The organism is Flavobacterium hydatis (assembly GCF_000737695.1).
GTDB lineage: Bacteria > Bacteroidota > Bacteroidia > Flavobacteriales > Flavobacteriaceae > Flavobacterium > Flavobacterium hydatis.
Genome location: NZ_JPRM01000049.1, coordinates 1 through 13592, shown reverse-complemented (window position 1 = coordinate 13592; position 13592 = coordinate 1). Strand labels below are relative to the sequence as shown.

Below are 13592 nucleotides of genomic sequence, written 5' to 3'. Positions count from 1 at the left end.
TTGTGATTATAAATTATTTTTCTATTCATAATTGTTTATGTTTGTTAATAAAACATTAAATATAAGGTTAAAATTAACTTTTGTTTTTTTTGATGTTTTATTTAATAAACAGGAGAGTATTACTAAAGTATTCTCTGATAGTAAGGATTGTAAAGTATTGTAAATAAGAATGTTTACTCGAGTTGATACAATTCTGTTAAGATTGAAATTCATTGAAATGTTAAGAAAAATAAAATCATTTGTTAAATTAACTCCTACTTATAAATTAAAAAATACAGTAGAAGATCAATTCATCAAAAAAATAAAATGTAGGTTTTTATTTGTTAGCATTGAAATTTTTAAACCAAAAAACTTAAATGAGAATTTCGACTGGCTTGTATGTCAGTGTATTCGCATTGAAAATAACCAATTAACCAAACCAAATTATGAAAAGCCAAACAATAACACAAGTAGATGTTCTTGATGATTCCATATTATGGAATAATCTGAAAGCAGGAGATGAAAAGGCTTTTTCACTACTTTTTGAAAAGCATTATGCACATTTAGTTCGTTACGGAAATTCACTATCTTCCTTTGCCGAGAAAGTACAAGATTGCGTGCAGGATGTATTTACGGATGTATGGGTTTATAGAGAATCCTTAAATGATTCGGTTGTTGTAAAAGCGTATTTATTATCTAGCGTACGCAAGAGAATTGCCCGACTTCATGAACGTGATCATGTTTTTCGTAAATCAACATCAACAGATTCAATTGAATTTTTATTTGACTTTTCTGTCGAGCATCAACTTATTGCCGATGAAGAAACGTTGGGAAAAGTATCACATCTTAATAAATTATTAAATAATTTACCAGGAAGGCAAAAAGAAGCATTATATCTAAGATATAATCAGGGGCTTAGTGTAGAACAAATTGCTGAGATGCTCGATGTTAATTACCAATCGGCAAATAACTTGTTACATCGCGCTTTATTGAATCTTCGCAAAGAATGGAAGGGTAATCTTTCCCTATTATTACTGTTATCATCAAGCCTTTTTTAGTTTTTTTTAATTAAATGTAAAAAAAATCATAATTTGGTGAGTATATAAATAAAAAACTGTCCTCTATGTTTTTGTAACCTTATTTTTAGATGCAAGAACGTAACAATTATAGAGAAGTAGAAGATTTTTTGGCTGACGAATCATTCCGATTGTGGGTACAATCAGAAGAAGATACTGATCGCTGGGAAGAATGGACTCTAGAGAACCCTAAACGTGCCAAATTGGTAGAGGAAGCACGTTTATGGTTACTAGCCATGAATGTTCCCGAAACTACTTTATCTCCAGCAGATATTCAATCTGCATTAGAATCTACTTGGAATAAAATCGAAAGAAAAGAAATTGCTGAAAAAGCTGCAAATTCTCCAGTGCTTAGAATTTGGAAAAATTACTGGTTTAGTGGTGCAGCGGCAGTTTTGTTTTTTGGATTGGTTACTAGTTGGTTTTATAACAACAACTCAAATAATAATATAAATACTGAAGTTGTTACTTATAAAGAATTGGTAAGTGAGAATAATGAAGGTTTAGTAGAACAAACCAATAATACCAATAAATCACAAATAATAACTTTATCTGATGGCAGTTCTGTTTTGTTAAAACCAAACAGTAAGCTAAGCTATCCTAAAATATTTATAGGAAACGAGAGAAAAGTTTATCTATCTGGCGAAGGCTTTTTTGAAATTAGTAAGAATCCCAAAAAACCATTTTTTGTCTTCGCCAATGAGATAGTTACTCGAGTTGTAGGTACAAGTTTCAGGATTAAAGCATATTCTGATCAGCCTAATGTAGAGGTACTTGTACGGACAGGAAAAGTAACAGTAAAATCTAATGAATTAATTACAAGTTCAAAATCCAGCACAAAAGGAGAAGAAGTTATTTTATTACCTAACCAAGCGTTACGTTTTGTACGTGAAGGATTTACTTTTAATAAAATTACCGATATCACATTAGATGAATCCTTGGCGCACTCGGTAGGTAATATCGAGCAATTAAGTTTTGAATTTAATGATATTCCTGTTACCCAAATCCTCAGGACAATTGAACAAGCGTATTTAGTAAAAATTGATTTTCCTTATTCGAAATTAAAAGATTGCCATCTTACTACTTCGTTGAGTGATCAACCATTACCAGAGAAACTAAAAATTATTTGTAAAAGCCTCGGTAATAATACAAATTATGAAATGAATGGAAATCAAATCATAATTACATCAAATGGATGTGAATAAACCCTAGTGTTTATATAAAGTATATAATAAAGAAAGCGCCGAAGATGCTGTAACATTTTCGACGCTTAGATAATATCAAGTTGCTCTCTGTAAAGGGCAATTTGTGATGTTCCTCAATACCCAGTAAATAGTATTAATTAAACAAACCAAAATTATGAAAAAACATGTTGTTAAACAACGATTACTCTTTCGAATCATGAAAATAACATTATTTCAGTTTGTCTTGGCATTTGTCTTTTCAACTGTCACTATGGCAAATAGTGTGAAAGGACAAAGGAAATTGGATACGAAAGTGACTATTGACGTTGTTAATTTGAGTTTAGATAATGCGTTATCTAAGCTTGAAAAATCAGCTAAAGTTAAGTTTTCGTATAACTCAAGGATGACTCAATTGAATCAGAAAGTGAGTATCGAAGCCAATGATGAAACTTTATCTAGTATTCTTAATAGAGTACTAAAACCATTTAATATTACTTACTCTGAGGTAAGTAATCAGATTATCTTGCAAAAAGATAGCTCACAAGGAGCTAATTTTGAGGATATTGACCTTCCAAGCTCTTTGTTTGAGAGTTTGTTCATTCCTATTGTAAAAGGAAAGGTTGTAGACCAAAGTGGTGATCCGTTGCCAGGAGCGACTGTACTTGCAAAAGGGAGCAAGGTTGCAGTGCTTACTGATTTTGATGGTAATTTTACAATCGATATGCCAGCAAACACTACGAAATTGGTTGTTTCTTACGTAGGTATGGAAACTAAAGAAGTGAACATAACTAACTCACCGCTTACAATTACCTTAAGTGAACAGGGACAAAACTTAAAAGAGGTTGTGGTTACTACAGGTTACGAAAAAACATCTAAGAGAACTTTTACAGGAGCGATTAGTAAAATTTCGGGAACGGAGTTAAAAGTTGATGGAGTTGTAGATATCAGTAGAATGATTGAAGGAAAAGCGGCGGGTGTTACAGTACAAAACGTTACTGGAACATTTGGTACTGCTCCTAAAATTACGGTGCGTGGATCATCTTCAATTTTTGGAGATACAAAACCTTTATGGGTTATTGATGGTGTTGTACAAGAAGATATTATCAATATTTCATTTGCAGATTTAGCTTCTGGAAACTCAGAAACATTATTAAGTTCATCTGTTGCAGGATTAAACTCTAACGATATTCAGAGTATTGAAATTCTTAAAGATGCTTCGGCTACGTCTATTTATGGATCAAGATCTTTAAATGGTGTTGTAGTTGTAACAACGAAACAAGGTCGTAGAGATTCACCTTTAAAAGTAAGTTACTCTTTAGAGCAAACAGTAAGATCAGTACCAAATTACACTCAATATGATATCTTGAACTCTCAAGAGTCTATGAGTATTTTTAAAGAAATGGAATCTAAAGGATATTTAGATTTACCATCTACTGTACAAGGAAGATACGGTGGAGTATATAATATTTTAGGAAAAGCTATAAATACTTACGTACCAGAAACTGGAGGATATTTGGTAAACAATGATCCTGTAAGCCGTAATAATTTCTTGAAAAAATATGAACAAGCAAATACAGATTGGTTTAAAGTTTTATTCAGACCATCTATTACACAAAGTCACTCTTTGAGTTTTTCTGGAGGAGGAAAAAACAATACATTTTATGCGTCTTTAGGATACTATACAGATCCGGGATGGACTATTGCTGATCAAGTAAAACAATTGTCTACAAATATTAAAGGGACATTTTTTATAAATGACAATTTAAATATTACTTTATCTACAATGGCTTCTGTTAGAGATCAACAAGCTCCGGGAACATACGAAAGCCAAAAAGATGAGGTTTTTGGAAAAGTTACCAGAGATTTTGATATTAACCCATTTAGCTATGTTTTAAATACAAGCAGAACATTAAGACCTTATGATGAAAAAGGAAACCTAGAGTACTACCGTAACAACTGGGCTCCTATGAACATTATTAATGAGTTAGAAAATAACTATTTAGATATTAATGTAAAGGATATCCGTTTTCAGGTAGATTTAGATTATAAAATAAATAAACATTTAACGTATAACCTTACAGCATCTGCACGTTATGCAAATACAACAAGAGAGCATAAAATTTTAGAAGATTCAAATGTTGTTGGGGCGTATAATGCAATGGAAACTACAATTGTAAGAGATGCAAACATCTTCTTATACAAGAATCCAAATGATATATCTATACCACCAGTATCAGTTTTGCCTAATGGAGGATTTTTAAGAAAGTTTACAAATGATATGACTTCTTATAACATCAGAAATAGTGTGAATTATAGAAATACATTTAATGTAAAACACGAAGTTGAAGGCTTTTTTGGTACAGAGTTAAGATCATTAGATAGAAACAGCGATAATTTTACAGCAGCAGGAATTCAATATGATAGAGGTCTTACAGCATTTACAGACCCTAGAATGATCGAAAAAGTAATCAATGAGGGGAATTCTTATTTTGCATTTAATGCAGAAAAAGAAAGAACTGTAGGTTTCTTTGGTAAAGTAGGTTATACTTTTGATCGTCGTTATACTGCATCTGTAACAGGACGTTATGATGGTTCTAACAGACAAGGAAATAGTGGTTCTTCTAGATGGTTACCAACATACACTTTTAGTGGTAAATGGAATGTTTCTGAAGAAAAATTCATGCAAAACTATAAAGCGGTAAATAATTTAGCTTTAAGAGGTTCTTATGGTTTAACAGCTACAGCTGGACCAGCAACAAACTCTTTGGCTATTTACAAAAGTATGGTTGCTAATCGTTTAAATTTAAATGATAGAGAAACAGGTATTGAAATCGATCAATTACAAAATGGTGATTTAACTTGGGAAAAACAGTTTGAAACTAACTTAGGTTTAGATTTAGGATTGTTTAATAACAGAGTACAATTAGTAACAGATGTTTACAGACGTAAAGCTTTTGATTTAGTTGATTATGTAGTAACATCAGGAATTGGTGGTCAAAAAATTAAGCAAGGTAATAATGCAAACATGGAAACCAAAGGTTTAGAGATTGGTTTAACAACGCAAAATATCGTAAGCAAAGATTTTAAATGGTCTACAACATTCAACTTTTCAGTATTTAATCAGGAAATTACAAAGTTAGAAAACCAACCAACTGCTTTTGATTTAATTGATGGAAATGGAGGAAACGCTATAGGTCGTCCTAGAAACTCTATTTATTCTTACCAATTTACAGGTTTAAATAATCAAGGTCTTCCAACATTTAAAATGCAAGATGGAGCAGCAAATAACATTACAGGAGCTAATTTTCAGGATAATGATAATGTAACTAATTATTTAAAATACGAAGGATCAATAGAGCCAAATAAATCATTTGGTCTAGCTAATACCTTTACTTATAAAAATTGGTCATTATATGTATTTTTTGTTGGATCAGCAGGAAACAAAGTTCGTTTAAACCCTATTTATGATAGTGAATATGATGATTTAACTGTTTTCACAAAAGACTTTACTAACAGATGGATAAATCCAGGTGACGAAAACAGAACTAATGTTCCAGTTATTGCAGATAAGAGATTAAATGCTAATTATGATGGTGCACGTACACTTGCAAGAGCATACAATACTTATAACTACTCAGATGTTAGAATTGCTGATGGTGATTTTGTACGATTGAAAAATATTTCATTAAGTTGGGAATTTCCTAAAGACTTTAAAAGAAAGATTGGTGTAAACACATTTACTTTAAAAGGTTCTGCAGTTAACCCTTGGTTAATTTATTCTGATAAGAGATTAAACGGTCAGGATCCAGAATTCCGTAATACAGGAGGGGTAGCATTTCCTATAACTTCTCAGTATACATTTACTTTAAATATTTCATTATAATATCATTAATTTATGAAAAATATAAAAATAGCGTTATCACTAGTATTACTATTTAGTATTAGTAGTTGTGATGAGTTTCTTTCGGAAACACCAGATAACAGAACACAAATAGATACTCCAGAAAAAATATCAGAATTATTGGTAAATGCATATCCAGTGGGTGGAACTTATATGGATTTTGCCGAAACAATGTCTGATAACGTTACTGATGGAAGATTAGTAGAGACATTACCTAAAAACTTGCAGAACTATAATTGGCAAATGCAGGATGAAACCAATGTAGATACTCAGGCAAACTATTGGGATGCATGTTACAGAGCTATTGCGCACGCTAATAAAGCATTACAAGCTATTGCACAACAAGGATATCCTGCTAATATGAATGCTCAAAGAGGAGAAGCATTATTAGCTAGAGCGTATTCACATTTTATGTTAGTAACATTTTGGTCTAACAGATATAATCCAGCTACTGCAGCTACTGATTTAGGTATTCCGTACGTAAACGAACCAGAAGAAGTATTAATTAAAAAATATACAAGAAATACTGTTGCAGAAGTTTATGATTTCATTCAACAAGATATAGAAGAAGGTTTAAAATATGTAACAAACGAGTATAAAGAACCAAAGTTTCATTTTAATAGAGAAGCAGGAAAAGCATTTGCAAGCCGTTTTTATCTTATAAAAGGGGACTGGGCTAAAGTATTAGAGGTTACAGAAGGATTAGGATCAAAACCTGCTGGAAAAATCAGAGATTATTTAGCATATACAAGTTTAGATCCAAACGTACAGTTTATCGATTATGCAAAAGCAGAACATCCTACAAACTTATTAGTAGTTTCATCTTATTCTATTTATTCTAGAGCGACTCAACAAAATAGATTTTATTTAGGTTCAAATCAAGCTATTGAAATTTTTGGGAACGCAACAAATATATATAACAAAGCTTGGTATTATACTACATACTCTTATAACAGTAAGACAGATTTCCGTCCTAAGTACAAAGAATATTTCAAGTATACTAACCTAACAGCTGCGATTGGAGAACCTTATTTAGGGACAGTACTTTTATCTAATGATGAGTTTTATTTAAACAGAATTGAAGCGCTTGTTATGTCTAACAGAATTGCTGAAGCAAATACAGAGTTAGAATTCTTTTTAGGAATGAGAACAAAGGCCTATAATGCTGCAACTGATAAGTTAACAGAGGCAAAAATTGTTGCTAAATACCCAGTAATTGCCGATGAGTATACGCCATTTTATACTATGACTCCAGTGCAGACATCGTATGTAAAAGCTATCGCTGAGGCTAAAAGAAGAGAATTTATTCATGAAGGTATGAGATGGTTTGATGTGAAACGTTTTAATCTTGTAGTGAAGCATGATATTTTCAATAGCCCGTCAAACACATTAGTTAAAGATGATAAACGTAGAGCGTTACAAATACCTCTAAGTGCATCGAGCAACGGAGTTGAAAGAAATCCAAGATAAAAACTTAATATAAAGTATTATGAAAATATTAAACCAATATAAAAAATTAGCATTAATTGCAGGAGTAGTTATGATTTTTTCAGGTTGCGCTCACGAGGATCAACCAGGTGAGAGTCAGTTAGATTTTACTCAGCCTGTTCAAACAGAATTAGATAAATGGATTACTACAAATTACCTTAATCCGTACAATATTAACGCTCGATACAAATGGAATCAGAATACTGTTGATAATAGCAGATTTTTATTTCCTCCAACTATCGATAAAGTACAGCCAGCTTTAGAAATTGTTAAACAAATATGGTTGGAAAGTTATGCAACTATTGGTGGAGCAGATTTTGTTAAGAAAATTGCACCAAGAGAAGTTGTTTTAGTTGGTGGAGTAAATATGAATGACAATGGTACCAGAACATTAGGTATTGCAGAAGGGGGACAAAGAATTACTCTTTTTGAAGTAGATTATATCAATAAACAAAATCGTGCAATAGTTTCAGAGTTTATCCATACAATTCAGCATGAGTATGTTCATATTTTAAACCAGACTAAACCATTTGATGAGCAAGCTTGGGGTAAAATAACTCCTTCAGGATATACAGCAACCTGGCATTTAGAAGCAGAATCTACATCGAGAGAATTAGGTTTTATAACAAGTTATGCAAGAAATAATATTGTTGAAGATTTTGCAGAAACAGCTTCTATAATCTTAATTAGTACTAAAGCAGAATATGCCGCTATTTTAGCAGGTATAAAAAGTGCAAAAGCTAAAGAAGATATTAAAAAGAAGGAAGCTATTGTGGTTAAGTATTTTAAAGATGCTTTTGATATGGATTTCTATGCATTAAGAGATGAGGCAGAAAAAAATACTACAATTGTAATTTCTAATAAATAGTAATTACAATATTAAGTTCGAAACTTTAACTTAAAAAAACATTATGAAAATAAAATATTTATATAAGTTGCTAATTGTTGCTTTTGTAGCAATTCAATTAGTTGCTTGCAGTAACAACGGTGATACTGAGGAAAAATTTGATCAAACGCCTACTGCAAGAATAAATGCTCAGTCTAAAAAATTAGATGATTTATTACTTTCATCAGAGTATGGATGGAAAGCTGTTTATTTTACAGATAATACGCAACTGGGCGGATATACTCATTTGTTTAAATTTTCTCCTGGAGGAAAAGTAACAATGGCATCAGATTTTGATAGTGATACAAAAAAATATGATAGTCAATACGAGATTCAATTAGGGAGCACTGTAAGTGTTGTTTTTACTACTGCCAACAGAATACATCTTTTGTCTGATTCAAAATCATATCCAACCGAAGAGTTGAAAGGACAAGGATATCTAGGAGATTTTCAGTTTTTATTTTATGGAGAAGATAAAGGAGATATTATCTTTAGAACCAACAGAAAGTCTATAGAATTACGTTTTGTAAAAGCTACAGCTGCAGATTGGGATAATTTGCCACTTAATACTACAATGGAGCAGAATGTAATTGGTGCAAATACACGCCCACTTTTTAGATTATTAGAAACAAATGACGGATCAACTGTACGTCAGTTTGATTTTAATTTTGATGATGTTACTCGTTTTGCTACTGCAGATCCGATTACAGCAGGTTTTTCTGAAAGTTATAATGTAGGTGTTGGTTATTCTGCAACAGGAATGATAGTAAGCCCTGCTATTGAGATTAAAGGCCAAGCCTTATCGGAGTTTGTTTATAATGATTTAGATGGTAGCTTTACAGCAACAGGAACAAATGGAGTATCTGCTACTATTAAGTATACTACAAAACCATTAGTTTTAACAGATGATTATAAAATTATTTTAGATGGACAACCAGCAACAGCATTTGGATACATTGCACAGTATTTGAGTAATACGGCAGGAAATTCTCTTTTATGCAAAACGTTATTGAATGAAATTAATGCTAGTTTACCTGCAGCACAAAAGGTAAACAGAGTTCAATTTCAATTCAATGATGCAGGAAGTACGTATATAGTATATACCTTCACAGGAGGAAAAGCGACACTATATCATAATGTAGAAGTTGTTGAGGATGCAGTAAATAAAACAATTGTCCTTAAGCATATTTCTTGGCAAACTGCTACAGCACTTATTCCAGAACCAGCATTATTGAAGAAATTTGATCAGGAATTAACAAATCCAAAAGGTTTATACTTTAAGAAAGAAACGTACAAACTAGGAGGAGTACCTAATAATGTTTATACTTTTACTTCAGCTGCTAGTAATTTCAGATTAGCAACTTATGCTTTTCAATAGTTAAATGCAAAAAAAACAAAAGGGCTGTCATAAAAAGATAGTCCTTTTTTTATGTGTAAAAAATTAATATCTAATAAATTATGGAACCAAGTAAAGAAACAAAAGACAAGTGGCATCAAGATCCATCAAATTGGATATGGGGTATTTTTTATTACAATAAAGAAGATAAAAGAATACTCCCACCAAAAAGGATAAAACAATTAGGCTGGACAATAAATTTCGCAAATCCTAATTCAGTTTTTTTTCTAGTAATCTTACTTATAGTGCTTTTTATTTTGTCAAAGAGAATTTAGATAAGTGTTGAAAGTGAAATCAAAACTCTCGGAATAAATCTATAATCTATTAATCGATTTTATTTGTAATAATTGAATTAGAATATTGATTTAATAGCAGAAAAAATAAAAAAGAGATACAGTTTAAAACATGAAACAAACAAATATATTATCACGAATATTATTATAAATTTGCAGAAAATTTAAACCCAAATACCAATGAAAAAACTCTTACTTTTATTTTGTGCTACAAGTTTTGTGCTTACTTCTTGCTCTAATGATGGAGATGACAATGCTACTTCTGCAATTTCTGATATTCCTACCATTCCAATTATTCCGACAGTTGAAACAGTTATTTTACCTAAAACAGAGAAGTATACATCAACAACTCATTCAGAAGATAATTCGACTAGTACCTATACTTATGATGAAAATAAAATCGTAAGTCTTGTATCCGATGCAGGTCATAAAACTTTATTTACCTATACAGGTAATTTAATTACCAAAACCGAATATTATGAAGAAAATGTATTAGTTACAACTACGGTTTTTACTTATGAAAACAATAAACTAAAATCTTATCTAGAAACTCCAGCTGGTAATTCTTCTAAGAGAAGAAAAGACTATACTTATAATGCAAACGGAACAATTTCGACTGCTACTTTTTTAATTAGTACAGATCAAGTAGAAACATTAGATTCATCGAGTATATTTACTTTAGATACTAATGGAAATGTAGTTAAAGTTGAATTTAATGATAGTACTAATTTAATAGAGTACGATACTAAAAATAATCCATTCAAAAATATTTTAGGATTTACACAATTATTAGATTCTGAAGCTTTTGATCAGGAAGTTAATACAGTAAATAATTTTAGTAAACTAACAGAAAAAGAAGGAGAGACGATTGTAGGAACTCATATCTATGAGAACACTTATGATGCTAACAACTTCTTGACGAAAAAAGTTAGTGGTGGAGAAACTTTTGAATATACATACTAGTATAAAATCTTTAAGTTTAATTCTAAAAAGAGAATAGAGAATTAATTTTATACAAGTCAATTTTTAAAAAAAGCAGCAAGCGTAAGTTTGCTGCTTTTTTTTTGAATTATAGTTATTTGTTGCCGCAAAATAAAGTCAGTTTTTTTTATTTTTTTATGCGATAATTTGCATAAAAAAGCGTTTCTATTTAAAAGTAATTTCCTATATTTAGTTATTTAAAAGTCTAAAAATCAATGGACTCAAAATGATTGATGAATTTAAAAAATTTATAATTTAAGTTAGTATGTTAAAAACAATTTTGAATTTAAATGGAGTAGAATTGCTAAGTAAAAATCAACAAAAAAACATTGTCGGTAAAGGACAAAGTGGATCTGGAACTGCTCCTAGATGTTCAGATGGTAATTGGGCACCTCCAGGAGCAACAAAAGCCAATTATCCTAATTATCCATGTGCAGATATACCAGGCAAAGTGGTTTCACTTTGTCCAGACCCTTTAGATGATTTTGCACCTCCGGTAATTTGTTAATCATATTATTTAATTAAATAGAAGCACTTCTTAAAGTCTAAAAATCAATGGACTCAAAATGATTGGTGAATTTAAAAAATTTATAATTTAAGTTAGTATGTTAAAAACAATTTTGAATTTAAATGGAGTAGAATTGCTAAGTAAAAATCAACAAAAAAACATTATCGGCAAAGGTCAAAATGGACCAGGACAAGTTGGTAAATGTTCTGATGGAAATTGGGCACCGGCTGGTGCTACGCAAGCCACTTATCCTAATTATCCATGTATTGATGTGGAAGGACCAGTACCTTGTTTGCCAACTTTTCATGCTGATGGTACCGTAACGGAGTGCTAAATAAAATCTTCTATATTTAAAAAGTCTAAAAATCAATGGACTCAAAATGATTGATAATTTTAAAAATTTTATAATTTAAATTACGATGTTAAAAACAATTTTAAATTTGAATGGAGTAGAATTACTAAACAAAAATCAACAAAAAAGTATTGTGGGTAAAGGTTATAATGATCCGAAACCTGTAGCTAGATGTTCTGATGGAGACTGGGCACCTTCTGGTCCGGGTGTTAATCCTTCAGATTATCCTAATTATCCATGTATTGGACCTGAAGAAGTACCTTGTTTACCAACACTTTTGGGAGATGGAAGTGTAGTTGGGTGCTAATAAATATATAAAATAGATTATAGAACCGTTTCGTAATTTGAAACGGTTTTTTTAGTTTTATTAAGCTGCCGGTCGTAATTTCAATCAACAAGCTTTTGTCGAAACTTTGTTTCCATTTACTTTTCTCTCCACCAAGCTCTTTTGTTAAACCAAGCAGAATCTTTAGAATTAATAGTGTAATTCCAAATAGTTTCATAATCATTTATTTGCTTATACTTAGCATATATTACACCATTTTTGAATATGTAATCTATGCCACAATTTTTTAAAGTTGGCTCTATGTTTTTATAAAAATCTGGTGGGATTTCATTTGGCTCTGCAATTCTGTAAAATTCATTTTGAGAGAAAACAAATAGGGTACGTCCTATATCTACTGGAATAACAGGTTTAAATTCTACATATCTATTTTGCCAATAATAGTAAACAGAAAATAAAAGAGTTAATGCCGTTAATGAGATGAATATTTTCTTTTTCATTTTCTTATTTTAATTTAAGATTTAAATTTCCCGAAGAAGTATATTGAAAGGTTTTATTGAATGTTTGTTTCCATTTGCTTTCCATTCTAAAAGGTTTTGCTCCACAATGTTTCTCTACCAATAAGGCATCTGAATCTTTAACAGAACCAAATCCAGGGATATAAGCATCAGCTCCGTTGTGCCAATCATATTTGTCCCACCAAATATGAATTATCGTACCAGATAAGGTAAAATGATTTTTCTTTTTGTAATATTAAAATTACATGTTGAAGTTATCGTACTTGTGCCTGAAAGATAATATAATTCTCCGAAAATTCCTGCTGTAAAAGTTTTATCAAAGTGAGCTACATAAGGCTTATTTTCTTCGACTTTTAAAGTTTTAAGAAAAGTTCTAAATTTAAAATTATCATCTTTTTCAAAACGTTCAATATTTATATTTTCTGCCGTAATAACTTCACTCTTACTCCTAAGCCAATGGAAATCGATGTTTTTTGTAAAACCCGTTCCGTCAAGCCACCATTGTAAACAATCAGCTGCTTTATTAAAATTTCTTTCTCTGGCTTTTTCTATCATTTTTATATAATTAGCTTTTAACATCAAAGCTTTTTCTCTTTCATTTAATTGAAGATAAAATTTCATTGCTTTAGAATTTCCTGGTATCCCCCAAAAAGTGTTTCCAAATAAATTGTTGTATTCTGAGGGCTCTAAATCTATTTTTTCTTTAAATAGGCTACTATTCATATTTTGTGGTATTGTAATTATTCT

The 13592-nt window shown here is 30.9% G+C and carries 13 protein-coding genes; 11 read left to right on the top strand and 2 right to left on the bottom strand.

Annotated elements, in window-relative coordinates; translation table 11 throughout:
* Positions 1-425: 425 nt before the first annotated feature.
* The 11 genes from IW20_RS22420 to IW20_RS22370 all read left to right on the top strand — a co-directional run bounded on the left by IW20_RS22420 (position 426) and on the right by IW20_RS22370 (position 12351).
* On the top strand, positions 426-1037 hold the full coding sequence (locus IW20_RS22420; protein WP_035627856.1) for an RNA polymerase sigma factor: 612 nt from the start codon (positions 426-428) through the stop codon (positions 1035-1037).
* A gap of 89 nt (positions 1038-1126) precedes the next feature.
* Positions 1127-2260, top strand: coding sequence for a FecR family protein (locus IW20_RS22415; RefSeq protein WP_035627854.1), 1134 nt, complete (start codon positions 1127-1129; stop codon positions 2258-2260).
* A 154-nt stretch (positions 2261-2414) separates the two neighbouring features.
* Positions 2415-6122 carry a SusC/RagA family TonB-linked outer membrane protein gene (locus IW20_RS22410; protein ID WP_081912547.1) on the top strand — a complete coding sequence of 1236 codons (3708 nt, stop codon included), beginning with the start codon at positions 2415-2417 and terminating at the stop codon, positions 6120-6122.
* 12 nt (positions 6123-6134) lie between these two features.
* Positions 6135-7610, top strand: a complete 1476-nt coding sequence (locus tag IW20_RS22405; RefSeq protein WP_035627852.1) for a RagB/SusD family nutrient uptake outer membrane protein — start codon at positions 6135-6137, stop codon at positions 7608-7610.
* Positions 7611-7629: 19 nt separating this feature from the next.
* The gene (locus tag IW20_RS22400) at positions 7630-8496 is read left to right on the top strand and encodes a zinc-binding metallopeptidase (RefSeq protein WP_035627850.1); all 867 of its coding nucleotides are present in this window, start codon (positions 7630-7632) and stop codon (positions 8494-8496) included.
* Positions 8497-8539: 43 nt separating this feature from the next.
* Positions 8540-9892: a DUF4302 domain-containing protein gene (locus tag IW20_RS22395; RefSeq protein ID WP_035627847.1), complete on the top strand. Its 1353-nt coding sequence runs from the start codon at positions 8540-8542 to the stop codon at positions 9890-9892.
* 80 nt (positions 9893-9972) lie between these two features.
* Positions 9973-10185 (top strand): DUF5808 domain-containing protein, encoded by a 213-nt coding sequence (locus IW20_RS26805; RefSeq protein ID WP_035627846.1) that lies wholly within the window; start codon positions 9973-9975, stop codon positions 10183-10185.
* Positions 10186-10383: 198 nt separating this feature from the next.
* Positions 10384-11166: a hypothetical protein gene (locus IW20_RS22385; RefSeq protein ID WP_035627843.1), complete on the top strand. Its 783-nt coding sequence runs from the start codon at positions 10384-10386 to the stop codon at positions 11164-11166.
* Between the two features lie 283 nt (positions 11167-11449).
* Positions 11450-11692 carry a hypothetical protein gene (locus tag IW20_RS22380; protein ID WP_035627841.1) on the top strand — a complete coding sequence of 81 codons (243 nt, stop codon included), beginning with the start codon at positions 11450-11452 and terminating at the stop codon, positions 11690-11692.
* A gap of 133 nt (positions 11693-11825) precedes the next feature.
* A complete protein-coding gene (locus tag IW20_RS22375) occupies positions 11826-12026 on the top strand; it encodes a hypothetical protein (protein WP_123869496.1) in 201 nt (66 codons plus the stop codon).
* An 85-nt stretch (positions 12027-12111) separates the two neighbouring features.
* Positions 12112-12351, top strand: a complete 240-nt coding sequence (locus IW20_RS22370) for a hypothetical protein (RefSeq protein WP_035627839.1) — start codon at positions 12112-12114, stop codon at positions 12349-12351.
* 116 nt (positions 12352-12467) lie between these two features.
* Here IW20_RS22370 and IW20_RS22365 read toward each other — a convergent pair whose 3' ends face one another.
* Entirely contained in the window at positions 12468-12827 is a 360-nt protein-coding gene (locus IW20_RS22365; protein ID WP_035627838.1) for a hypothetical protein, read from the bottom strand.
* Between the two features lie 210 nt (positions 12828-13037).
* Positions 13038-13592, bottom strand: a 555-nt coding sequence (locus IW20_RS22360) for a hypothetical protein (RefSeq protein WP_035627837.1), incomplete at its 5' end; no start/stop codon positions are given.